Source organism: Streptomyces sp. NBC_00190 (genome assembly GCF_036203305.1).
Lineage (GTDB): Bacteria > Actinomycetota > Actinomycetes > Streptomycetales > Streptomycetaceae > Streptomyces.
This window is the reverse complement of sequence record NZ_CP108131.1, coordinates 1413108-1435864: the sequence shown is the minus strand read 5'-3', so window position 1 is coordinate 1435864 and position 22757 is coordinate 1413108. Positions and strand designations below refer to the sequence as shown.

The following is a 22757-nucleotide window of genomic DNA, read 5'->3' as shown; positions in this document are numbered from 1 at the left end:
GCGGGGCTCCCCGCCGACCCGTCGGCCGATTCCCCCGTCCAGTGGCAGGGCGCCCCCCGATCCGGCGGGACCTGGACGGCCTGCTCCGTCCTGACGCGTCAGTCAGGACGGGGCAGGCCGGTGCATCGGGCTCAGACGAGGTCGAACCTGTCGAGGTTCATCACCTTGTCCCACGCAGCCACGAAGTCATGCACGAACTTCTCTCCCGCGTCCTTGGACGCGTAGACCTCCGAGACGGCTCGGAGCTGGGAGTTCGAACCGAAGACGAGGTCGACCGCGGTGGCGGACCACTTGACCTCGCCCGTGGCGCGATCCCGGCCTTCGAAGACGTTCTCGGCCGAGGCCGACGCCTTCCACTCCGTACCCATGTCGAGCAGGTTGACGAAGAAGTCGTTGGTCAATGCCTCCGGCCGGTCGGTGAAGACACCGTGCGCGGACCGCCCGAAGCCGGTGTTCAGGGCCCGCATGCCGCCGGTCAGGACCGTCATCTCGGGTGCGGTCAGCGTCAACAGGTTGGCGCGGTCCAGCAGGAGGGTCTCCGGCGACAGCTTCTCTCCCGCCCGGAGGTAGTTGCGGAACCCGTCGGCCCGGGGTTCGAGTACGGCGAACGAGTCCACGTCGGTCTGCTCCTGCGAGGCGTCCGTGCGCCCCGGTGCGAACGGGACCGTGATGTCGTGCCCGGCGTTCTTCGCGGCCCGCTCGACGGCCGCGCACCCGCCTAGGACGATCAGATCGGCGAGCGAGACCTTCGTTCCACCGGTCTGCGAGGCGTTGAAGTCCTGCCGGATCTGCTCAAGGCCCTGCACCACCTCGGCCACCTCGGGCAGGTCGTTGACCTCCCAGTCCTTCTGCGGCGCGAGTCGGATCCGTGCCCCGTTGGCCCCGCCCCGCTTGTCGGTGCCGCGGAAGCTCGCCGCCGACGCCCAGGCGGTGGTGGCCAGTTGGGAGACGGACAGCCCCGAGTCGAGGATCCGGGCCTTCAGGCCGGTGATCTCCGCGTCCCCGACCAGTCCGTGATCGACCTCGGGGACGGGGTCCTGCCACAGCTGCGGCGCGGGAATCCACGGGCCGAGGTAACGCGAGAGGGGCCCCATGTCACGGTGCAACAGCTTGTACCAGGCCTTGGCGAACGCCTCCGCGAGCTTGGCCGGGTTCTCGTGGAAGCTCTTCGAGATCGGCGCGTAGACCGGGTCCAGCTTCAGCGAGAGGTCCGTCGTCAGCATCATGGGAGCGTGCCGCTTCGACGGGTCGTGCGCATCGGGCACCGTGCCCTGGGCCGAGGGATCCTTGGGGGTCCACTGGTGCGCACCGGCCGGGCTCGCCGTCAGCTCCCAGTCGTACCGGAACAGGTTGTCCAGGTAGCCGTTGTCCCACTTCGTCGGCTCGGTGGTCCATGCGCCTTCGAGCCCACTGGTGAGCGTGTCGACGCCCATGCCGCTGCCGTACGAGTTCTTCCATCCGAGGCCCTGCTGCTCGATCGGGCCGGCCTCGGGCTCCGGACCGATGTATTCGGGATCGACCGCGCCGTGGCACTTGCCGAACGTGTGGCCACCGACGATAAGCGCGACCGTCTCCTCGTCATTCATCGCCATACGGCCGAACGTCTCGCGAATGTCCTTGGCGGCGGCGATCGGATCCGGATTTCCGTTGGGTCCTTGCGGGTTGACGTAGATCAGCCCCATCTGCACCGCACCGAAAGGACCGGAGAGTTCCCGGTTGCCGCTGTAGCGCTCATCTCCGAGCCACGTGTCCTCGGGCCCCCAGAAGATTTCGTCTGGCTCCCAGATGTCCTCTCGCCCGAAGCCGAACCCGAACGTCTTGAACCCCATCGATTCCATGGCGCAGTTGCCGGCGAATACCAGAAGGTCGGCCCATGAGATCTTCTGGCCGTACTTCTGCTTGACCGGCCAGAGCAGTCGGCGCGCCTTGTCGAGGCTCGCGTTGTCCGGCCAGCTGTTGAGGGGTGCAAAGCGCTGGGCGCCGGAGCCGCCACCGCCACGGCCGTCGGCGATGCGATACGTACCCGCGGCATGCCAGCTCATACGGATGAAGAGCGGCCCGTAGTGGCCGTAGTCGGCAGGCCACCAGTCCTGCGACGTCGTCATCACCTCGAAGACGTCCCGCTTCAGCGCGTCGACGTCCAGGGCCGCGAACGCCTCCGCGTAGTTGAAGTCATCACCCATCGGATTGGACCGAGGCGAATGCTGGTGGAGAACCTGGAGTTCCAGCTGATTCGGCCACCAGTCCCGGTTCGTCCTGGGGGCGGTCGGCGCAGGGGCCGGGGAGGGGATTGCTGGGTTCTCGCTTTCGCTGCCGGACACGTCCGTCCTTCTTCCTGTCTCGGTGTTTCCGTCTGCTGGCTGTTTGCTCTTGACGCTGTCTGCTTTTCCGATTCGAGTACTGCGATCCGCGCCCGTGGCGCGCCATGGCGGCGTCCGTATGGTCGCGCACCGCGGACCGCGCGGCCACGAGAACACGCAGGGCGCCGTCGCCTAACAAGCAGTCGGAATTCCTCCGAGACATATGGCGCTGCCGCCCGGAAGACCGCCTCCGCCGCTTCCCGTCAGAAGCCGAACCCGTGCCGGTAGACTTCTTCCATCCCGCCGAGCCTGAACAGGTGAACCGAAAATGAGTGACCTGCTGCAGCGACTGCGAGGGCGTGGCTGGCGCATGACATCCCAGCGGCGTGTCGTCGCGGAGGTCCTCGACGGCGAGCACGTGCACCTGACGGCCGACGAGGTGCACGCCCGCGCGGCACGGCGACTGCCCGAGATCTCCCGGGCGACCGTCTACAACACCCTGGGTGAACTCGTGCTGCTCGGTGAGGTCGTGGAGGTCTGCGCCCACGGCCGCGCGAAGCGCTACGACCCCAACGCGCACCACCCGCACCAGCACCTGGTGTGCTCCGGCTGCGGCATCATCCGCGACGTCCACCCGGTCGGCGACGTGCTGGCGGGTCTCCCGGCGCAGGAGCGGTTCGGCTTCACGGTGTCCGGGGCCGAGGTCGTCTACCGCGGGCTCTGCCCCTCCTGCGTGCAGGTCCGGCCGCACGGGTGACCCCGGGGCACCGCGGAGCGGGGCGGTGCGGGCGGCGGCCATCTGGCTGGGAATTCGGTGACCTGCGGGCGTGGCGGAGCACGGCCGGGTAGGCGACCTCCATGAACACACAGATCAGGTCCATGAAGACGGGCCCGGCCGGGGCTCTCGAGACGGCGTCCGCCGGGTGGCTGAGAAGCGTGGACCACATCGAACGGACCACCATCGTGGATCCGGCGGTTCGTGTTCTCCAGCGGGCCATCCGGGCTCTTCCACTGGGCGGGGCACGCGACATCCTGCGGGGCAGGCCCTTGGGGCATCCGCTGCATCCCGTACTGGTGCAGGTGCCGGTCGGCTGCCTGCTGTCGGCCGGGGTGATGGACGTCGTGCCCGGCGGGCAGCCCGCGGTCTCGACGCTCACGGCCGTCGGACTGGCGGGAGCCGGTCCGGCGGCCGTGGCCGGCTGGCTCGACTGGGCGGATCTGCCGCCGCGCGAGGCCCGGGTCGGATTGGCCCACGCGGTGTCGAACGTGGCCGTGATCGCCTGTTACGTCCTGTCCCTCAAGGCGAGGATGCGAGGCCACACGGTCAAGGGCCGGGGCTGGTCCCTCGCCGGGCTGACGGCGGTCGCCGTGAGTGGCGCGCTGGGCGGACACGTCGCCTACCGGCGGGCCGTCGGCGCGGATGCCGTGCCGTAGGCGCGGAGCGCAGCCACGTCCGGGCAGCCGAGACGCCGTCCGCGGCATCGATCTGCGCAAGTCCCGCAGCGTGTAGGTCCGTCACCGAGCCGGGCGCCCTCTTCCACGAACACCGGCACGGTGTCACGGGCCCACAGGTCGTCGACCGCCAAGGGGATGACCTCGACCTCGGAGCCGCACGCCTTCTGGGCCGCCGCCTGCTGATCGGGAGCCCTTCGCCGACGACGCGACGGCCGCCGCGAAGCTCCTCGGCCAGTACGGTGTCAACCGGATCCAGGCCTCGTTCGTGGGCGAGGGCGGCTCGCTGGAGACCGACGGTCAGGGAACGCTGCTGGCCACGGTCAGCTCGCTGGCCAACAGCAACCGCAACCCGGGCAGGACCCAGGACCAGGTCGAACAGGCGATGAAGACGGCGCTCGGCATCGGCAAGGTGATCGGGGTACCGGGCCTGGCCGGTCAGGACATCACCGACTGCCCGGCGCCGTCATCGCCCCCCAGTTCGGCGAGAGCGTCGCCGACGGCGACGCCTACAGCATCCTGCGGGCCGCGTACCCCGGCCGGAGCGTCGTCCAGCTCAACATCGACAACATCGCCGGCGGTGGCGGCGGCATCCACTGCGGCACCCAGTCGCAGCCGGTCGTGCCTCCCGCTGCCTGATCCCGCGCGGGCACGCGGGGGGGCGTGCCCGCGCGGGCGTACACCGCGACGTCCCGCCCACCGTTTCACCCCTGTGGAGGCATGCGCCGACGGCGGCTAGGGTGAGGTGAGGAGGCTGGGGGAGAGCCAGGAGCCGTGATGCGCGGACCCCGTCCTGAGCCGCCCGACAGTGTTGAGGACCTTCTGGTCGCACTCGGACAGCTCGTCGATCAGGCCTTGGAACGGATCGAGTACCAGCGGGCCAGGGTCGAGCTGGCCATGGCTCTGCAGCGCCACATGCTCCCGCCCGGGCTGCCGAAGCTGCCCGGGTTGCGTCTGGCCGCCAGGTACGCGCCGTCACGAGGCGGTCTGGACGTGGGCGGTGACTGGTACGACGCCTTCGTCATGCACGACGGGTCACTGGGGCTCACGGTCGGCGATGTACAGGGCCATGACGTGGAGGCCATCGCCTTCATGGGGCAGGTGCGTACCAGCCTGCGTGCCCTCGCACAGACGACGAGCGACACCCGCGAGGTGCTGGGCCGCGCCAACGATCTGCTGATCGCCATGGGGTGCGGCCTCTTCGCGACGTGCTGTTTCCTTCGTTTCGATCCGGTCAGTCGCGATCTGACGGACTCCAGGGCCGGCCACGTCCCGATGGTCTGGGCCACCGCCAGCGGCCGCTACGGCATAGCACTCGACCGCGGAGGGCCGCCGCTCGGCATCATGCCGGGTGAGCGGTATCCGGTGACCCACCGGCGTCTGACAGAGGCAGGGGTTCTCGTGCTGCTCACCGACGGAGTGGTGGAGGGCCCGCACTACACGATGGAGGCCGGTCTGGCCGAAGTGGTCAAACTGGTGCGCGCGGGGTTCGACGCCGATCCCGACGTGCTGGCCTCCGCCGTCGTCAAAGTGGCCGACCTGACGGGACACCGCGACGATGCCGCGGTCCTCGTCGTCCGCTACGACGGTCCGCAGGAGCCGGCCTGACCGATGAGCGTGGCCGCCGTCGTCGCCGTTGCCGCGGTCGCCGGTGGCGGGATCTGAGCGCAGACTGCTGTCGTGCGCAGCGCAACGATCGGTCGTCACGGGTCCACCGCTCTGCGCATTCTCGCCGTCGCCGCCGTCTACTACGGGGCCGCCCGGGTCGGCCTTCTTCAGCAGCTGGTGCGTGACCAGGTCACGCCCCTGTGGCCGCCGACCGGCGTCGCGCTGGCCGCGCTCCTGATACTGGGGCTGCGCGTCTGGCCGGGCATCGCACTGGGCGCGTTCCTGGCCAATGTGTTCCTCGGGCCGTCGTTGATCTCCGTAATTGCCATCGCGGTGGGCAATACCCTGGCGCCGGTCTGCGCCTGCCTGATGCTGCGCAGCGCCGGGTTCAGGAACGAGCTGGACCGCCTGCGCGACGTACTGGCGCTGGTCTTCCTCGGCGCGCTCGCCGGTATGTTGATCAGTTCAACCATCGGCAGCGGCGTGCTGGTCCTCTCCGGAGCACTGGATGCGGGCGAATTCTGGCCGACGTGGTCGGTGTGGTGGACCGGTGACGCGATGGGAATCCTTGTCGTCACACCCTTCCTGCTCGTGCTGCGCAAGGCGCGGTGGCCGTCGCGGGCCGGACCCGGCCGGTGGCTCGAGGCGGTGGCGCTGGCGCTCGGTACGGTTTTCGTCACGCTCTTGGTGACGCACACGCCTGATTCGAACCTGCTCTTCCTCATCTCGCCGTTCTTGATCTGGGCGGGCTTCCGCTTCCGGCTGCCCGGCGCGGCGCCGTGCGCGCTCGTGGTGTCGACGCTGGCGATTCTGGCGGCCGCCGGCGACAGGGGCCCGTTCGTCGGCAAGGACGTCTTCGCCAACATGGTCACGCTCCAGGCCTTCAACGGCACGACGGCGCTGACGGCTCTCCTCATCGCGGCCGTCATCACCGAACGCGACAGAACGCATGAGAAGCTCACACGGGTCTGCGCGCGGCTTTCGGAGATGGTGGCCCGGATGGAGCCGCGGCCCGAGCCGGACGAGTATCCGCCCGAGAACTATCCGCCGCCGTGACGCCCCGGTGGGGCACTTCCGGCGGTTGACGCCGGGTGCGCCTTGGCAAGGGAGCAGACGCCGTCCACGCACTGGCGCTCCAGACGGCCGCGAGAGACGGTCTGGGCCAGGCCGACCATCCAGCAGGTGGGGCAGCCGCGGAAGGCGATCAAGGCCAACGGGGCCGCCAGCAGGGTGGCCGGGCCGGCGACGGGCACCAGGGCGATCGAGCCGATGATCAGCCCGAAGCCGATGGCGCCGCGCGCCAGGTGGCGCGGGACGGACCGGCTGGCGAAATTCATCTCGGGCGCCCCCCGAGGGGGCTTCGTGGTGTTCATGGCCGTGCGTCTTCTCCCGCTGGTTGGTCGATGGCTCGGTCGGGCACCCGGTCGGTCACTGCCAGTGAGTGACGCAGTGCCGCGCGTGCCCTGTGCAGCCGGGACTTCATCGCAGCGCTGCTCAGACCGAGCGAATGGGCGACGGTCTTGCCGGGCAGGCCCTGCATGTCCCGCATGATCAGGACCTGCCGCTGGTCACGGGGAAGGGCGCTGACGGCAGCCGAGATCCGCTCCACCTCCAGCCTGTGGAGCACCGCGTCCTCGGCGGACCTTTCCGCGGACGTCTCCGGTCCGGCCGACGCCTCGTCCCTCCGCGAGACGAGTAGCCGTACCTGCCGGAGGCATTCGTTGCGCACGATCCGGAACATCCACGAGGCGAGCGCGCCGGTGGCCCGCAAGGTGCCGATCTTCCGGTAAAGGGTGATCAGCGCCTCCTGCGCCGCGTCCTCCGCGTCGTGCGGCGAGGCGCACAGCGACATGGCGAACTTGCGCACATGAGGCTGCGATGCCATGACGACGGTGGCGAGCGAAGTGGCGTCGCCGTCCTGGGCGGCCTTGATCAGCCGGTCGTCCGGCCAGGGGGATCGTTGTTTCATCTGCTACTCATATCCGTAAGGCCTCCTGCGCGGCGCTGGTCAGCTTCGGCTCTTGTACCGCCGCATCAGGTGCCAGCTGCACGCGCCCACGAGCAGGGCTCCGATCACCATGAGACCAGTGACCATCATTGGCGTTTCCTCCCGGTTCTGCCGGCCCGGTCCGGCCGGTACGCACATAAGAGGCGGCGCGGCCCGGAAAGGATTCACCTCCGGCGAGATGGCCGGCGCTTGCGTGAGGAATCCGGCGGTACGAGCCGGTCGCGGGGTCCGGGCCGGTGGCGATCACCGCCCGTTCAGCAGCTGGGTGGTGGCCAGTTCGCGGTAGAGGGCGTCCGCTTCGAGGAGTTCGCAGTGGGTGCCCACCGCCCGTACGCGGCCGGCCTCCATCACGACGATGCGGTCGGCCGTGGTGACCGTGGACAGGCGGTGGGCGACGACGAGGACGGTGATGCGACCGGCGATGTCGGTGATGGTGTCGCGCAGTGCCGCCTCGTTGGCCGCGTCGAGCTGCGAGGTGGCTTCGTCCAGTAGCAGCAGTCTCGGGCGGCGCAGCAGGGCCCGGGCGATCGCGACGCGCTGGCGCTCGCCGCCCGAGAGGCTGCTGCCGCGGTGGCCGACGTCGGTGTCGAGGCCACGGGGCAGACGGTCCGTCACCGAGTCGAGGCGGACAAGGCGCAGGGCGCGGCGGAGTTCTTCCTCCGTGGCATCGACCGCGCCCAGCGTCAGGTTCTCGCGCAGGGTGCCGGCGAGGACGGGCGTGTCCTGTTCTACGTATCCGATGGCTGCGCGGAGTTCGGCCAGGGGCCATTGCCGCACGTCCTTCCCGTCCAGCAGTACGTGGCCGGCGTCCGGATCGTAGAAGCGTTCGATGAGGGAGAAGACCGTGGTCTTGCCCGTGCCGGACGGCCCGACGAACGCGGTCAGGCCTCCGCCGGGAACGGTGAAGGAGACACGGTGGTGGACCTGGGGCAGCCCGGGGCGGTAGGCGAAGCGGACATCGCGGAAGGCCACGCGGGCGGGCAGCGGATCCGCTTTCGGCCGGCTCGTACTGCCCTCGCTTCCGTAGTGCGTGTCCTCGACCTCCAGACTCTCGACCTCCCGGATCCGGGAGGCGGCGGCCGAACCGATCTGGAACTGGCCGACGCCTTCGACCAACTGGCCGATCCGGGGTGCGAGCGCGAAGAGGTAGAGGAGAAACGCGACCAGGGTGGAGACGTCGATGGCGCCGGAGGAGACGCGCGCGCCCCCCACCCCCAGCACGACCAGGAAGCAGACCTGCACGACGACCGCCGACAGGGTCGCGGACACCGCTTCCCAGGCGGCGGCCCGGACGCCGGTACGCCGGGCGTGCTCGGCCGCCCGGTACAGCGCCTCCGCCTCCTGGTGTTCGGCACCCGACGCCTTGATCGTACGGAAGGCGCCCAGGGCTCGTTCCAGTGCGGCGCCCATGCGGCCGACCGCCTCCTGCGTGTGCCGGGTCGCCCGGCCGATCCGCGGAGCCACGACGGCGACGACGATGCCGACGAACGCGACCACGCCGAGCGTGACGCCGAGCAGCACGGCGTCGAGCAGGCCCATCAGGACCACCGTCGCGAGGGTGATCAGGGTGCCGGTGACCGCGGCCGACACCGCCTGAGGAACGCTTTGCCGCAGCAGCGCCGTGTCGGAGGTGACGCGGGAGATCAGGTCTCCCGGTTCGGTGCGCTCCACCACCGGTACGCGTAGTGCCAGCAGACGGTCGGTCAGCCGGCGCCGGGCGGTGCAGACGAGGGACTCCGCGGACCGGTCCAGCACGTAGTGCCCGAGGCCGACGAGGATCCCTCCCGCCGCCACCAGCACGCTGAGGGCGATCACCGGGCCGTACGCCGGGCCTCCCCGGCCCATGTCGTCCATCACCTGTTTGGCCGCCATGGGCTGGGCCAGGCCCATCACGCTGCCGAGCAGACCCAGCAGGACACCCGCCGTCATGCGGTGGCGCTGCGGTCGGAGGTGCCCGATGAGGGCGCGCGACGCAGGGGTCACGGGCTCACTCCACTGCGAAGAAGCGCTGGAAGTATCCGGCCGGCGTGCCCTCGCCGACAGGTTTGCCCTCGGCTTCCACCCAGGCGTGCGCGGCGAACGGCGGACGGGTGCGTACCCCCACGCACCAAGTGGGCCACTGGCCGAGGCAGCGGCACAGCAGCGTCGTCGCCAGCGACCGCGGCAGGCAGCCCTTGTGTCCGCCCGCGGCCAGGCTCACGGCGAGCACCGTCTCCCGGGCTGCTTCCGCCTCGGCCCACGTGGCGGGCCGGGCTCCGCGGCGCAGCAGGGTCAGTACGGCCCGGATCCGCTGGGGCGGAAGGGTGGCCAGCACATGGGCGCAGCCGATCACGATGCGCGCCCCGAGGCGGCGGGGCAGGGGGACGGAGCGAGGGTTGTAGGGAACGGCTTCCGGGGTCGACATCTGCGTATCCCTTCTCCGGGGCGGCCGGCGACCGGGTCCGGTTACGGCGTGATGAGCCCTGCGGAGCGGAGGTCCTCGACGATGCCCGCGACGTCCTGCGCGGCCACTTCGGTGTCCACGTCCTCGTACCGTTCGACGAGGGCCGCCGCCGCCCGTTCGGCGCTGTTGCCGTCCAGGAGTTCACGGAGAACGACGGCCGCCGTGGGGTTCAGGGTCCAGTACTCGGCGCTCTTCTGATCGAGCAGGGCCATGCCGTACTCGGTCTCGGTCAGCAGCACCCCGGGCTTCAACGTGCACATCGGCTCACCTTTCCCGTTCCGTCAGAGGTCGCGTCAGGGGTCGCGTCAGGGAGGGCGTCATCTCCCGGGAGCGCAGCCATACTTCGCAGGCTACGGTCGGGTGCAGCAGGTAGCTCTCCGTCTCGGCCGACAGAGCACGGCGGCACCACTCGCGCAGGACCTTCACGTCGACGAGGCCCAGCCGGGCGAGGCGCGACTCCTCGCACAGCGCCAGCAGGCGGGCGCGGTGGCGGCGCAGCCCCGCCTCCTCCTCGAAGGTGGCGTTGGCCTTGGTGCCACGGGTGCGGCTGGCCTCGGGGACGATGCCGCGCATGGCTTCGACGATCAGCGGTTTGTACCGCCAGGGAGTGATCCGCTCCTGCGGCCGGATGGCGAGGGCCGCCTCGATCACCCGGTCGTCGTAGTAGGGGGCCGCCACCGTGATGCCCAGCGGGGCGGCCATCTGGCCGATGTGCCGTGTCCACTGGGAAATGCCGTCCATCGCGGCCATTTCCCGGTGCTCGCCGTGCCCGCGGCCACGCGGCTCGGCTTCCGGGAGCTGGGCGCGGAGCAGTTCGCGTACCGCCTCTACGGCCTCGGGCGTGGCCCAGCCCGGCATGCGCGGCGGCGCCGACCAGTCGAGCAGCGGTTCGTCCGCCGGGGCGGGGGGCGCGTTCAGGTCGCAGGCGACCCTGCCGAGCCAGGCACGGTAGGAGCGACGATCCAGGAGCTGGCGCAGCACGTGCCACCGGGACCACTGGTACTTCGCGGTGTAGCCGCGCAGATCCCGCAGCGCGGTGAGGGGATGAGTGCCCATCAGCGCGTGCAGGCGGGCGGGCGCTCCGGCGAGGAGCTCGTCGCCCCCCAGGCCGGTCAGGTGCAGGCTCGATCCACGGGCTGCTGCCAGGGCGATGATGTGCATGCGACGGTTGCGGTCGACCGTGAGGATGCTGGGGGTGTCCAGGAGGTCGTCGAGGGTGTCGATCCCGTCGAACGTCATGGCCAGGTCGGGCGCGGGGACGATGTGGTGCTCGATCGTCCCCAGTGCCCGGGTGGTCCGGCGGGCCCAGTACACGTCGTCGCCGAGTTCGTCGTGGATGGCGGCGGTGTACGCCGCGACCTTCGCGTCCCCGCGGGCGGCGGCGCAGCACACGGCGGTGGAGTCGAGCCCGCCCAGGTCGGCCGTCACCAGCTCGCGCCCGCGCGTGCGCGTGGCTACGGCGGCGGTCAGCGCCTCCCGGAAGCGCCCGGCACCTTCGGCCAGGGGCAGGTGCGGATCGGGGGGCGACCACCAGCGGGTCACCTCGGCCCGTCCGTCGGAGTCGAGCGTCAGGTAGTGGCCGCCGGGCTGGGCGTGTACGCCTTTCCACATGGGGGAGCCCGACAGCGGGTGCGGTACGCCCAGGGTGAGCAGTTCGAGGGCGAGCCTGCGTTCGTCGAGTTCCGCGCCGACCAGTTCGGCGAGTACGTCGGCCCGATCGGAGGCAAGGCTGAAGCCGCCGTTCGCGGCGAGGGTGGCATCGGTGAAGAACACCCGCCTCACGCCGACGACGCCGGCCTGGACCCGGACCCGCCCACTGCGGCTGGCCACGAGGTGGAGGCTGCCGGCCCAGGTGGCGCTGGTGCGGTCGAGCGCCGACAGGGACGCGCTTTCGGCGGCTGCGGCTGCGCGTCGGGCCGCTTCGGCGGTGACGGAGTGTTCGCCGAGCACGGCGACGCGGGTCCCTCCGCACTCGCCCACCACGATGCCCGAGGGTGCCCAGCGCCCCACCAGCCAGGGGCGCCCGGAGCGGTGGCGCAGACCCTGGGCGGCATGGGCGAGCGCCTTGGCGGCGACAGCGGCGGCCGCGTCGGTGTCGGGTAGGACGACGAACCAGGTGCGCAGGGCCTGGAGTGACAGGGAGTCTTCCACGGCTACGGCCTTCGGTCGGTGATGTGCGGAGAGCAGGGTGGCGGCGGGGGCCGCCACCCCTTGGCTCGGCCGCCGGTTCAGCGTCGCGGCCGGGCCCTCACGTCAGAGGAGCTGCTTGCCGCCGAGGACGTCCTTGGGCCCCGTGTTCTTGATCCCGGTCACCTTGCGGAAGCTGCCGGCCTTGGTGAGGGTGGGGCGCTCATACGTCATGGTCGAACTCCTTTTCGCTTCGGGGTTGCGGGGTGCATGCGCATGCGGCGGAATCCCGATCCGAAGACCGGTCATTCCGCTCGACCACGCTACGTAGGGTGAGCGGATCATCGCAATGCCGTCTCCGGTCCGGCCGCTGCACGCCCGTGGCGCGCAAGTCGCCTTGCGCGCCGCCGAACGATTCCGCCAGCCTCTGGAACGGCGGGAATCCGACCGCGTGCGCAACACCAGCAACACCGAGGACGTAAAGGCATACTTTTCGGCGGCGCTGGGCGCAGGTGCCCTTTGCCGTCGGCACGCCTATCCGCCGGGGCAAGCGGACTCCGGTGCGGCTGGCCAGCCCTCGGTGCAGCCCCGCGCAGGACCGAGGTGTGCCGGGCATGAAGGCTGGCCCGAACCTCCGGCGCGCGCCGTCAGCCTGGAGCGTCAGGCGTGCGCCGCGGCGCCCCGCGCACGCGGCAGCGGTGCACCGTCGAGCGGACCCGAATGGCCGGAAGGGGACCTCTTGACCGTGAAGTGCACCTGAAGCACTCCGATCCACACGAGCGCCGAGCCCAGCAGGTGGAGCATCACGAGGAGCGAGGGCAGGGCCGTCAGCGACTGCACCAGCCCCACGAGGCCCTGGCCCAGCAGCACGGCCAGGAAGGCGACCGCCTTGCGGCGCGCGGCGCCGAAGCCGTCCTTGGGCAGCGCGTACAGCAGAGCTCCGGCCAGGACCAGGACCGACCCGGCCAGCACACCGTGGACGACGGTCACGGCCGTCCAGTTGAAGGGCATCCGCGCCACATCGGAGGAGTCACCCGCGTGCGGTCCGGAACCGGTGGCGAGCGTGCCCACGACGACCAGCAAGGCCGTCAACGCGACCAGGGCCGCCGACAGCGATCGGATCCGCACGAAGGACCGCGGCGCGAGCGGGACCGGCGCGAGCGGGACCGGCGCGCCGGGCCGGTCACCGTCGCCACCCTGGCCACCCACGCCGCTCTGGCCACCCCCGCCCCCCGCGCCCCGCCCAGCGCCGTCGGCACCGGCATCGGCGTACGCCGCGTGCCAGGTGTACACCGCGGCGGTGAGCAGCAGCGTGGCGGCGAGGAAGTGCGCGGCGACGATGTACGGGCTCAGCCGCATCCATACGGTCACTCCGCCGACGACCGCGTTCAGCATGACGATCCAGAACTGCGCCCATCCGCCGCGCAGCGCCGCGGGCATCGGCCTCTCCTGGAGGCGCGCGGTAATGATGACCCAGCCCACCACCGCGCACAGCGCCCCGGTCAGGAGCCGGTTCCCGAATTCGATGGCGCCGTGCACCCCCATTTCCGCAGTGGGGGCCAGCGTCTCTCCCGTACACATGGGCCAATCGGTGCAGCCGAGACCGGAGCCGGTGACGCGGACGATTCCACCGGTCACGATGATCGCGATACTTGCCACGACCGAACCCAGTGCGGCCAGTCTGACGCTTCTCGCTCCGAGTGAATACCTGTCGGCAAGCCATGAGAGGGGAGTTCGCACGATCAGTCTTCCTTTATTTCACTTTTACGTGCTGTGGCGCGGAACCCCAGCGTACGCCGCACGATCACCCGGCCTGACGGGGCGTCGCAAACGGAAGGGAGCGAGCATCTCCAGGGCCCTTGGAGAGGGCCGGCCCGGAGATGGTCCGGATCTTGGTACGCGTGGTTCCCGGGGCGCATCGCCCGCCCACCTGCCGAGCAAGAGCCGTTCAGGTTCGAGCTGGCGCCTGGTGGGACACCTTTCCCGCACGGGAGTTCAACCGTGGACACCCCCGGCTGCGGGCTCCTGGAGAGCGTGCCTTCGCACAGCTGAAAACCTGGCGACTGCGCCGGCGGGCCAAAGGCTCCCCCGGCGCATCGGCGCCATCGTCCAGGCCGTCCACACGCTCCTGACCCGCACGTCTTCAGGATGAATGAGGTTCAGTGCTCGCAGAGGGAGAATTCTCGTTCGTAGAGCTGCTCGTTGTGTTCGTCGACGAAGAACTTGCGTTCCTGCATGAGTTGTTCGCGGTAGTCCTTTGCCTGCTCGAGCGTCATGGTCGAGGTGTCGGACCATGGTTGTTGCGGTGGCACATCGGATGTCGAGACGATCCTTTCCGACGGGTCGACCAGGAAGAACGCGAGAATTTTGCGATGTCCCGGGCGGGTGGTGTCCGTGAGGCGGAATGGGTCGACGCGGTGTTGCAGGATGTTCGGGAACGCCAGGCAGCGGCCCGCCGGGGTCGATGTCGATCCCAGTATCTGGTTCAGTGCGTCTTCGTCCTCCAGGCCGTAGACCTCACGCAGACCGTTGTCGTCGTTCTGTTCGTAGTTCGGGTCGTCGAGTGCCGCCCGGAAACTCAGCCGGCTTTCGGTGATGTTCTCGCTGTCCCAGTAGTAGATGCCGGTCGAGACGATCCGCTCGTTCATCATCCCCTCGACGTGCCAGGAACCGCCGGGGTACTCGGGCTTGTCCGCGGTGAGATGAATGGTGGCGAGCTTGACGATGACCTGGAGGCGGCGGCCGCGCAGGTCGACTCGGGCGGATGCGTCCGGCAACTCGGGCGGGGTGAAGGCCGGGGCGTCCGGGATGACCGGGCGGCGGTTCTCCCACCAGTCGTCCTGGGCCTGTTCCCACGCGCCACGGGCCTCTGCGTAGGCCTCGTCATCACTGTAGGAGGATTTGCTCGGATACTCCGGCTCCGAGTCGTACCACCCGTAAGGATCGGCCTCGATACGCACGGGCCGCGGATGGCGCAGATCGGTGAGCACGTTCTCCAGCAGCGGGCGCATGCGTGCGAACAAGTCCGGTAGGACGGCGGCCAGTTCGTGGTGAATCTCGGGGTGGACGTTGTTGACGTACGAACGGAAGGCGACATCGCCGTCGTCACTGACGTCGACGTCCGTGGGCAGCCACTGGAACTTCTCCGAGAATTCGTACCTCGAATAGCGGTCCGTCGGGTTCTGCCAAGCCCGCTCGGGCGCGCCACTCGCCTCTCTCACCAGGCAGAACAGTGAGGGATGAACCAGATCCAGCACCTGGCCGTCGGATCCGGGATGCCAGTCCTGTTCTGCTTCGGGGACCTGTTCCAGAACCTGAACCGCCTCGCGCAGCCGGGATCTGAGCTTGTCGTCGACCAGTGCGTCCGACTGCCACACCCCGTCGACGGCCGACACCTCGACGCCGGTTCGCCCGTCCCGCAGCGCGGCGTAATGCACGAGCTCGGCAAGCACGTAACGAACCTGTGCTTCGGTGAGGCCCTGGGCGACCGCTTCCTGCGTCCACCTGGCGACGATGTCGGCATCGTTCATCTTGTCGAACCATCCCGGCTTCGCCCGAATGTGTGAGCTGCACTGCATCATCTGAAGTTCCCGCAGCGTTCGGGGTGTCGCGAACGATATGGAACGGGATGCGTGAAAGGGCAGCGGGAAAGCAGGCAGGCCGGTCAATTCTCTCGGTCCTCCGAGTCGGTGTGCGGTGGCGGGAAGGATACTTGAGCGGACTGACACCGCAGTCGTGGTCCCCGTCATCGCTGGTCCGGGAGCCAGGGCTTCGACGTAGTCGCGTCATAGAGGAGGAGGTGCCGGACCTGTTCGAGGCGAACATGGAGGCGCTGCTGGGGGTACGGTCCCTGCGTCCGAGTACAGCACCGGGCAGCCACTGCGAACGCTGGGCGGTGGCCGTCTCCAGTACCTGTGCGCCGACTGGATCGGCAGGGTGGTCCAGCGCCCATGAGGCCAGCGAGCCCCAGCAGGCTCTTCCGCGAGCTCGGCGACCGCGGTGGCGAAGCCAGATGCCGGACCGACTTTTGGCATCATCCACGATCGCCAAGGACGGTACGAGGACGCCCACGAGCGCCATCGGCAAGCGCCGCACGTGTACCGCGAGGCGGGATCCCGCATCGGCGAGACCATCGTGCTGAACAACATCGGGCTGCTGCAAGGCCGCTACGACGAGGCCCGGCGCCATCACCACCACGCCGTGGAGCTGAGCCGCAGGCTCGACTTCCCCGGAGACGAGGCCGAGTCGTTCAACGCCCTTGCGGAGGCCGCCCGGTCCATGGGCGACCTCGCCAAGGCCGTGGCCGAGCACGGACTGGCGCCGACCGCGAACGCGCCCGGACAGCCGGTGGCATCACCACCGATCAGACGTCATGAACGCCATCGACCAGCACCTCGACCGGGCGTTCCGGAACCAGGCGGGTGCCCATCGGGTCAGCCAGGGGCGCCGCGTACTCGGTGAGCTCGGTTTGGGCCGTGACGGGTCCTTCCGTGTCGAGCGGGTCGCGCCAACGGCGCCTGACGGGCAAAAGCCCAGTTCAGGCGCCGTTTTTCGTGGCTCTAGAGGAAGCCGAGCTTCTTCGGGGAGTACGAGATGAGGAGATTCTTCGTCTGCCGGTGGTCTGGGAGGCCGACGGCCTGGCCCGCCCGGCGGCCTTCCTGTCCTGCGTGACGCAGGGTGCCGTGTTGGGACGGGTCTGGCGCTCGTTCTAGCACTCCAGCAGGGTTCTGCTGTCTGACCTGGGAGGATGCCGGGCGGCTGGAGTGTAGCGGGACGGTAGCTGGTCAGGTCAGACACCAAAGTCCTGCTGGAGTAATAGGAGTTCGGCCAGCGCAAGCAGGGGCTCGGCTTGCCGGAGCACGTCAGGTGTCGGAGTACGGAGCACCGGGTCCTGGAAGGCGGCCGGGCACGTGACGAAGACCGGGTCGCTGAACACCGGCTCCAGGCCGTGGGCATACGAGATGTCGTGCCTGCCCGGCACCCGGACCCAACCGCGCGGGGTTCCAGGCGATGATGTCCCAGTCCCACCAGGCTGCACCGGCAACTCACGACCTCGGCTTGATGGTTGGACGCCCCACTCCGGGACGGCGGAAGTTGTCCGGCCGGCCCCGTGGCGCGGTCGAAGGGGGCGTCCGAAGTCAGCAGAGGTGACTTCGGACGCCCCCGGTCGGCCGTGGCGACGGCCTGTCAGGAGGCTGCCGCGTCGGCGGTGGTTACTTCTTGATGTAGAGGGAGGTGAAGATCATCCAGATGTCGGTCAGCTGGCGGTACTCCTGGTGGCAGACGTAGGCGGTCCAGGCGCCGTTCGCGACGCCTTCCGCGCCCTTCGTCTCGCACGCGGCGAGCGAGCCGACGTAGGAGGTCTCCCGGACGTAGCCCGGCGGAGGGGTCCAGGCGGCCGCCGCGGACACGGCGGACCCGGATGCGGCCGACTGCGGTGCGGCGGCGGACGCGGGCGAGGCTCCCAGGACGAGGGCTGCCGTGGCCGCCAGGACGGCACCGGGAACGGCCGCCTTGCGCAGGATCGGGTGGGACATGTGTGTCTCCTTCTGGTCGGTCGCGCGGTGGCGACGGTGTGGGGGCTGGTATGGGGGCTGGTGTGGGGCCGTCACTCTTGGCGGCGGTCCAGGATCAACTTTGGTCGTCTCGCGCAGGATGCGGCGCTCGTCGGTGTCCTCGACCGCCTCGTGCGGGGTCGCCCGGGCCAGGCCGGTAAAGTCACCTCCGGGGCACCTGGCTTCCAGAGCCATCGGTGATGACGTGAAACAACAACTGAAGGTCTTGGAACAGCTGCACGTGTGGCCTTCTTGACAGCTGCGGTCCGCCTTCAACGCCGGCTTTGTTTATGGCGATGGAATTGCTCGATGCTCCGTCACCGGGTTCCTTGTCCAGCGGAATGCTGATCGCGGTCCTGCTCCTCGACCCGCGCCGGCCCGGCTCGAGGACTCGAAGCAGCGGTGACCTAGCACTTCGCGTTCGTGCGCGCCGATTTACCGGCCGCCGCTCGAAGCCGACAACCGCCGCGCTTCAGCCCCGGGCGGATTCCTTCCACCACAGTTGGCCCGATGTCGGCAACAGGTCAATGGGGTCGTAGTACTGGTGCTGTCGGCCGAGAGCACCATGTTCTCCGTCCTCCAGGGACGTGAGGTAGTTCTTCCCCCAGTAGCTAATGCCTCGGTCACGGTCATAGGCCTCGTATTGGTCGACCCACCGCTTTCCTACGAACGGAACGTCGCACACGATGCGCGGAGTGGAGAACCCGGGAAGGTACCCCATGATCTCGTGCTGGAGGCGCTGCGCTTGGCCGACCGAAAGCCGCCAGTGCTCCGCATGGGGAATCATGTCGCACATGTAGAAGTAGTAGGGGGTGACGGAGGCGTGGTCGCACAGCGCGAAACACAGGTCGAGCAGAGACTGAGCGCTGTCGTTCACCCCACGCATGAGGACACCCTGGTTGCGCACGTCACGCAATCCTGCAGCCAGGAGTGCTCGCGCAGTGCGAGCGACGTACGGTGTCACCTGCTGAGCTGCGTTCGCGTGGGTGTGCAGGGCGATCTGGACGCCCCGTGGCACCGCCTTCGCCGCCAGACGGTGGATACCCTCCAGAACCGGGGCGGAAGCCCAGTACTGCGGCAGGCCGATGAGTGCCTTGCTGGCGAGCCGGATGTCCCTGATGTTGTCGATGTCCAAGAGCTCGTTGAGGAATGCCTCCAGGCGGGGCCACGGCATGTTGGCCAGATCGCCGCCGGATACCACGACGTCCCTGATTCCCGGTGAGCGCCGCAGATGCTGCAGGATCGCTTCTGCCCGGTCGGCGGGCTTGAGCGTCATGCGCGATTTTTCCACCTGGGGCGTCGACGTGCCGACGAGATCCATCCGGGTGCAATGCCCGCAGTACTGGGGGCAGGTGGTCAGGAGTTCCGCGAGCACCTTGGTGGGATACCGGTGCGTGAGACCCTCGACAACCCACATGTCCTGTTCGTGCAGGGAGTCGCGGCTCGCTCTCGGGTGGGACGACCAGACGGGGTGCCTGTCGGAGAACACCGGCAGCATGTACCGGCGGACAGCGTCGGTGTAGAACTCGGCGGTGAGTGAGCCCGCACCGGTGGGTACGGAGAACGGAACCATGGTGTTGAGCATGTGCGGCGGCACCAGCACGGACATCGTGGCGCGGTGCAGTCGGTCGCGTTCCCAGTCGTCGTAGAAGTCGTCGTCCAGCAGGTTCCCCATCACGCCCCGTAGCTGACGCGCATTCTTGATGCAGTGCACGCGCTGCCACTGAGGGTTCATCCACTGTTCGGCGCTGACCTCGCGCCAGCCGGGGAAGCGCTGCCAGTCCGGCTCGACCAGTTCGGTTCGGCGGTAGGTGTACGGCTGGAAGGCCGAGCCCGGCAGCCGTGTCCCTGCGGCCGCCGCTTCCGTCGTGGCGCTCACAGTTCCGATTCCACTTTCCGCGTGCTCGCGAGAGCCTTCAGTCTTTGCTTGTCAGGCTTTCCGGCGCCGGTCCTCGGCAGGCTGTCCGTGAAGCCGAGCTGTATGGGGACGCAGATCTCCCCCCATGCCTCGCGCACCATCTCCAGGAGCTTCTGCGGGTTGATGGTCTCACCGGGGACGGGCACGACGACCGCGTGAACATGCTCGATCGCATCGTCGCCGAGCACGCCGAAGACAGCGCTGTCAGCGACCAGGTGATGGGAGTTCAGCAGATCCTCGAGGTCGGAGGGATATATGTGGTCGCTCGCCACGTTGATCATGTCCCTGGCCCGGTCGGTGACGGTCAGGTATCCGTTGCTGTCCAGAAACCCGATGTCACCGGTGTGCAGCCAGCCGTCCTTGAGTACCGCGTCCGATTCGTCGGGCTGCTTCCAGTACCCGCGCATGACGGTCTTGGAGCGCACGCAGATTTCGCCGTGTTCGAGCGGCGGAAGTTCGCGTCCGGCCTCGTCCCGGATCGCGACCGTGACCCACGGCAGCGGCCTGCCGGCGGAGCTCAGCACGCCCGGCCGCGAGGGGTCGTGGTCCTGGGACGCGAGGACACTGATCCCTCCCGCCTCGTTCTGTCCGTAGGACTGCACGAGGACCGGCCCGAAACGCCGGACCACGTCGGCGAGACGGCTGGCAGAGGCCCGGCAGCCCGCGTACATGACGGTGCGCATGCTGGAGGTGTCGGTCGTGACCGAGGCCGGATGGTCCACCAGCTGGTAGGGCATGGGCGGCACGAGGAAGATGTGCGTGATCCGCTCGCGTTCGATGGCGGCAAGCACCTCGCCGGCGTCGAAGCCGTCGTGAAGCACGACAGTCCCCTCGCTCATGAGGACGACGTCGGCCATCACGCCGCCGGTGTACATCAGGGGGGTGCACATCAGCAGGCGGGGTTTCTGCGCCCCGCCGGCGGGCGGAGCGGTGTAGTTGCCGCTGATCTCCTCATAGGTGACGGCGATACCCTTGGGCCGGCCCGTAGTGCCACCGGTGTAATTGAACACGCAGATGTCCTGGGGGCGTGCTCGGCTGGGGAACGGATCTGCCGCCTCCTGTGCGGCAAGCTCCAAGAGGTCCGTACGCGTGTCTGACGGACCGAGCGAGAGGACCTGCGCCACCGACGCCAGGCCGGTCAGTTCTTCGGCTCGATCGCCGTACCCGGGATCGACGATCAGCGTGTGGGTCTCGATGTCCTGGACGATGGCCGCCTGCGTCTCGGCCGTCAGACTGTTGTTGAGATGGTGGACGCGGCAGCCGACCAGGCCTGCGGCGAATCGGACGGCGAGGGCCTCGGGCCGGGTCCCGCTGAGAATGGTCACCGTCTGTCGGCGGTCCACCCCCTGGCGGCGCAGGGCTCGGGCCATGCGGAACACCATGGCGCGGAGCTCGAGCGCGGTCGTGCGCCGTCCCCGGTGGACGAGGGCTTCTCGGGCGGGCGAAGTTTCGAGCCCTGCGAGAATCTTCTCGACGTGCGTACGGAAGTCCGACCCGGCCGCGAGATGGCTGGCCAGAATCTCTTCGCTGGTTTCGCCCAGGAGGGCGCGCTTGGCGGGGTCCAGGACGTCCTGGTGAGGCGGCGCCGCATTCACTCCGTCGTAGTAGCCGCCGGTTGCCGCTGTGTCTCCGGTCGCGCAGGCCAGTCGCAGGACGGCTTCGGCGCCCTGCTCGATGGTCGACTCCGAGGGAATGCCGAGCTCCTGGACCATGGGCGTCGGCATGAAGTTGGCCGGGTGGACGCAGTTCACCGGGATGTGTTCACCTGCGAGTTCCGCGGCAAGGTCCGTGCTGAATGACGCCAGCGCGAGCTTGGATCGCCCGTACGCCACCCACCCGTGGTAGAAGCGGTCCATCGTCAGGTCGTCGAAGTCGATTTCGAGCTGTGCGGCGGATCCGACGTTCACTACGCGGGGCGAACGGGCATTCCTCAGCCCTGGCAGCAGAAGGCGTGTGAGAAGCACCGGCGCCAGGTAGTTCACGGCGAAGCGCAGTTCATGCGCGTCGTCGCTGAGCTGTCTTTCGGCGCCTTCCGGCCCCGGGCCCACACCCGCATTGTTGATCAGTACGTCGATGCGTGGCTGTTCGGCGAGGATCTGTTCCGAGAGGGCTCGTACCTCGTCGAGACGCGCGAGGTCCGCGACGTAGGGGTGGGCTGCGGCTCCAGCGGCGCGAAGGCCCTGGACACAGGAGTCCACACGTCCGGCGTCGCGCCCGTGTACCAGGATCGTGTCGCCCTGATCTGCGAGCTGCTCCGCCAGGTGCCGGCCCAGGCCCGACGTGGCGCCGGTGATCAGTACGATGCGCGGTTCGGCTGTCATCTGCTCCTCCTGTGGGGGCTGGGGTCGGGGATGTGTGTCGGCTGCTTCCGCAGGGGCGGCAGAGGGCGGTGGGGTCCTCTCATCGCCCGTCGCCGTTCATCCATGGCGCGTGCGGCACGATGTTGGCCTGGGCGAGTGCACTGCAGACCGCTGCCTCGGCGGTCGGACCGGCGGGATGCAGGGCGTGGTCCATGAGCCCCTCGGCCACGGCATGGGACCGGTGTTGGCCGAAGCTCATGCGGGCCATGCCGGGACGGCTGTCGGACGGTTCCTCGGCCGAGGACACGCCGGGGGCAAGCTCCCGGGCGAAAACCGACGTCGTACGGCCGAGTCCGGTGAGGACGGCGGCAATCCCTGCGGCGTCGAAGAGAGCAGCGTCATCGTCGTCCAGGTAGACGACGATCGCATCCCTGCGCGGGTAGTACAGCGGATTCGAGCTGATCTTGGCTCGGTAGCGGGTCGCGCCGCCCTCCAGCACCGTCAGCAATTGCCCCCATGCCTGCGGGGCTGCTGCTGCGTCCTCGATGTGAAGGTAGTAGCGGCGCAGACGAGTGGTTCGGGGGCGCCCGCGGGAACCGTCCACCAGAAAGAATCCCGGAGAAAGCGCGGGGCGGCGAGAGGGATAGCGCAGCAGGAACCGGTCCCGGTCAGCACGTCGTGCCACCTGTGCGTCGGCCGGAGCCGGCGCGTCCACCAACGTGCGCACCCCGTCGATGGTCGCGATGCGTCGTGCGTTGTCCGCGCTCGTTGCGGCCTCCGTCACGGATGCTTCCACCAAGGTGTCATGGTGGGGTACGGCGTCCGACAGCAGCCTCTCGTACCGCCTGTCGCGCAGGGTACGGAGGGCCGGTTCATCCCCCAAGGTCATTCCCGCGTGCAGTACTTCGTAGATCTTGTAGGCCAGGGCGTGACGGAGTTCGGGCAAGGTGCTCGCCGTGACGGTGGTATCCAGGACGCGGGCGGTCAAGGCACCCGGGTCCACCTCGAGCTCCTCGAGAGCGGAGCGCAGACGCTCGGACAGCACT

At 69.2% G+C, this 22757-nt stretch carries 20 protein-coding genes and 4 pseudogenes; 8 read left to right on the top strand and 16 right to left on the bottom strand.

What is annotated here, in order from left to right; all coding sequences use genetic code 11:
- Positions 1-131: 131 nt before the first annotated feature.
- Complete coding sequence (gene katG, locus OG429_RS07125) at positions 132-2321, bottom strand: catalase/peroxidase HPI (protein ID WP_328924444.1); 2190 nt, start codon at positions 2319-2321, stop codon at positions 132-134.
- A gap of 307 nt (positions 2322-2628) precedes the next feature.
- On the opposite strand from katG, the gene OG429_RS07120 reads away from it, so the two are divergent.
- A complete protein-coding gene (locus tag OG429_RS07120) occupies positions 2629-3057 on the top strand; it encodes a Fur family transcriptional regulator (RefSeq protein WP_328924443.1) in 429 nt (142 codons plus the stop codon).
- Positions 3058-3158: 101 nt separating this feature from the next.
- Positions 3159-3734, top strand: coding sequence for a DUF2231 domain-containing protein (locus OG429_RS07115; protein ID WP_328924442.1), 576 nt, complete (start codon positions 3159-3161; stop codon positions 3732-3734).
- An 86-nt stretch (positions 3735-3820) separates the two neighbouring features.
- Here OG429_RS07115 and OG429_RS07110 read toward each other — a convergent pair.
- Positions 3821-3943, bottom strand: a pseudogene (locus OG429_RS07110) (agmatine deiminase family protein); the annotation flags it as partial.
- Positions 3944-4005: 62 nt separating this feature from the next.
- Here OG429_RS07110 and OG429_RS41400 point away from each other — a divergent pair.
- From OG429_RS41400 to OG429_RS07095, 4 genes and pseudogenes are all read left to right on the top strand, one after another.
- Positions 4006-4146, top strand: a pseudogene (locus tag OG429_RS41400) (agmatine deiminase family protein); the annotation flags it as partial.
- 59 nt (positions 4147-4205) lie between these two features.
- Positions 4206-4391, top strand: coding sequence for an agmatine deiminase family protein (locus tag OG429_RS41395; protein WP_443051310.1), 186 nt, complete (start codon positions 4206-4208; stop codon positions 4389-4391).
- 138 nt (positions 4392-4529) lie between these two features.
- On the top strand, positions 4530-5360 hold the full coding sequence (locus tag OG429_RS07100; protein ID WP_328924440.1) for a PP2C family protein-serine/threonine phosphatase: 831 nt from the start codon (positions 4530-4532) through the stop codon (positions 5358-5360).
- 72 nt (positions 5361-5432) lie between these two features.
- On the top strand, positions 5433-6416 hold the full coding sequence (locus tag OG429_RS07095) for an MASE1 domain-containing protein (protein WP_328924439.1): 984 nt from the start codon (positions 5433-5435) through the stop codon (positions 6414-6416).
- Here OG429_RS07095 and OG429_RS07090 read toward each other — a convergent pair.
- From OG429_RS07090 to OG429_RS07055, 8 genes are all read right to left on the bottom strand, one after another.
- On the bottom strand, positions 6401-6733 hold the full coding sequence (locus tag OG429_RS07090) for a hypothetical protein (protein WP_328924438.1): 333 nt from the start codon (positions 6731-6733) through the stop codon (positions 6401-6403). The two genes, OG429_RS07095 and OG429_RS07090, sit on opposite strands and share 16 nt — an antisense overlap.
- Positions 6730-7329 (bottom strand): RNA polymerase sigma factor, encoded by a 600-nt coding sequence (locus tag OG429_RS07085; protein ID WP_328924437.1) that lies wholly within the window; start codon positions 7327-7329, stop codon positions 6730-6732. The genes OG429_RS07090 and OG429_RS07085 overlap by 4 nt, the downstream gene beginning before the upstream one ends.
- A gap of 282 nt (positions 7330-7611) precedes the next feature.
- Entirely contained in the window at positions 7612-9297 is a 1686-nt protein-coding gene (locus OG429_RS07080; RefSeq protein WP_328930185.1) for an ABC transporter ATP-binding protein, read from the bottom strand.
- Positions 9298-9355: 58 nt separating this feature from the next.
- On the bottom strand, positions 9356-9772 hold the full coding sequence (locus OG429_RS07075) for a lasso peptide biosynthesis B2 protein (protein WP_328924436.1): 417 nt from the start codon (positions 9770-9772) through the stop codon (positions 9356-9358).
- 41 nt (positions 9773-9813) lie between these two features.
- On the bottom strand, positions 9814-10071 hold the full coding sequence (locus tag OG429_RS07070) for a lasso peptide biosynthesis PqqD family chaperone (RefSeq protein ID WP_328924435.1): 258 nt from the start codon (positions 10069-10071) through the stop codon (positions 9814-9816).
- 4 nt (positions 10072-10075) lie between these two features.
- A complete protein-coding gene (locus OG429_RS07065) occupies positions 10076-11962 on the bottom strand; it encodes a lasso peptide isopeptide bond-forming cyclase (protein ID WP_328924434.1) in 1887 nt (628 codons plus the stop codon).
- Between the two features lie 102 nt (positions 11963-12064).
- On the bottom strand, positions 12065-12172 hold the full coding sequence (locus OG429_RS07060) for a keywimysin-related RiPP (protein ID WP_158688462.1): 108 nt from the start codon (positions 12170-12172) through the stop codon (positions 12065-12067).
- Between the two features lie 426 nt (positions 12173-12598).
- Entirely contained in the window at positions 12599-13678 is a 1080-nt protein-coding gene (locus tag OG429_RS07055) for a COX15/CtaA family protein (protein ID WP_328924433.1), read from the bottom strand.
- Between the two features lie 263 nt (positions 13679-13941).
- Here OG429_RS07055 and OG429_RS07050 point away from each other — a divergent pair.
- Positions 13942-14090, top strand: a pseudogene (locus OG429_RS07050) (IS5/IS1182 family transposase); the annotation flags it as partial.
- A gap of 7 nt (positions 14091-14097) precedes the next feature.
- Here the strand turns inward: OG429_RS07050 and OG429_RS07045 are convergent.
- Positions 14098-15606, bottom strand: coding sequence for a DUF4246 domain-containing protein (locus OG429_RS07045; RefSeq protein ID WP_328924432.1), 1509 nt, complete (start codon positions 15604-15606; stop codon positions 14098-14100).
- Positions 15607-15805: 199 nt separating this feature from the next.
- A pseudogene (locus OG429_RS07040) lies at positions 15806-15913 on the bottom strand (SAM-dependent methyltransferase); the annotation flags it as partial.
- Positions 15914-15937: 24 nt separating this feature from the next.
- Between OG429_RS07040 and OG429_RS07035 the strand changes: the two are divergent.
- Positions 15938-16399, top strand: coding sequence for a tetratricopeptide repeat protein (locus OG429_RS07035; RefSeq protein ID WP_328924431.1), 462 nt, complete (start codon positions 15938-15940; stop codon positions 16397-16399).
- 752 nt (positions 16400-17151) lie between these two features.
- On the opposite strand, the gene OG429_RS07030 is transcribed toward OG429_RS07035, so the two are convergent.
- From OG429_RS07030 to OG429_RS07015, 4 genes are all read right to left on the bottom strand, one after another.
- Positions 17152-17475, bottom strand: a complete 324-nt coding sequence (locus tag OG429_RS07030) for a hypothetical protein (RefSeq protein ID WP_328924430.1) — start codon at positions 17473-17475, stop codon at positions 17152-17154.
- Positions 17476-17965: 490 nt separating this feature from the next.
- Complete coding sequence (locus OG429_RS07025) at positions 17966-19372, bottom strand: KamA family radical SAM protein (protein WP_328924429.1); 1407 nt, start codon at positions 19370-19372, stop codon at positions 17966-17968.
- Entirely contained in the window at positions 19369-21732 is a 2364-nt protein-coding gene (locus tag OG429_RS07020; RefSeq protein ID WP_328924428.1) for an SDR family NAD(P)-dependent oxidoreductase, read from the bottom strand. Before OG429_RS07020 ends, OG429_RS07025 begins: the two co-directional genes overlap by 4 nt.
- Positions 21733-21811: 79 nt before the next feature.
- Positions 21812-22756 (bottom strand): T3SS effector HopA1 family protein, encoded by a 945-nt coding sequence (locus OG429_RS07015; RefSeq protein WP_328924427.1) that lies wholly within the window; start codon positions 22754-22756, stop codon positions 21812-21814.
- Position 22757 lies beyond the last annotated feature (1 nt).

Coding starts and splice junctions, on each gene's coding strand:
- OG429_RS07120 (WP_328924443.1), top strand. CDS start 2,629: ATGAGTGACCTGCTGCAGCGACTGCGAGGGCGTGGCTGGCGCATGACA.
- OG429_RS07115 (WP_328924442.1), top strand. CDS start 3,159: ATGAACACACAGATCAGGTCCATGAAGACGGGCCCGGCCGGGGCTCTC.
- OG429_RS07100 (WP_328924440.1), top strand. CDS start 4,530: ATGCGCGGACCCCGTCCTGAGCCGCCCGACAGTGTTGAGGACCTTCTG.
- OG429_RS07090 (WP_328924438.1), bottom strand. CDS start 6,733: ATGAACACCACGAAGCCCCCTCGGGGGGCGCCCGAGATGAATTTCGCC.
- OG429_RS07085 (WP_328924437.1), bottom strand. CDS start 7,329: ATGAAACAACGATCCCCCTGGCCGGACGACCGGCTGATCAAGGCCGCC.
- OG429_RS07080 (WP_328930185.1), bottom strand. CDS start 9,297: ATGACGGCGGGTGTCCTGCTGGGTCTGCTCGGCAGCGTGATGGGCCTG.
- OG429_RS07075 (WP_328924436.1), bottom strand. CDS start 9,772: ATGTCGACCCCGGAAGCCGTTCCCTACAACCCTCGCTCCGTCCCCCTG.
- OG429_RS07070 (WP_328924435.1), bottom strand. CDS start 10,071: ATGTGCACGTTGAAGCCCGGGGTGCTGCTGACCGAGACCGAGTACGGC.
- OG429_RS07060 (WP_158688462.1), bottom strand. CDS start 12,172: ATGACGTATGAGCGCCCCACCCTCACCAAGGCCGGCAGCTTCCGCAAG.
- OG429_RS07030 (WP_328924430.1), bottom strand. CDS start 17,475: ATGTCCCACCCGATCCTGCGCAAGGCGGCCGTTCCCGGTGCCGTCCTG.
- OG429_RS07020 (WP_328924428.1), bottom strand. CDS start 21,732: ATGACAGCCGAACCGCGCATCGTACTGATCACCGGCGCCACGTCGGGC.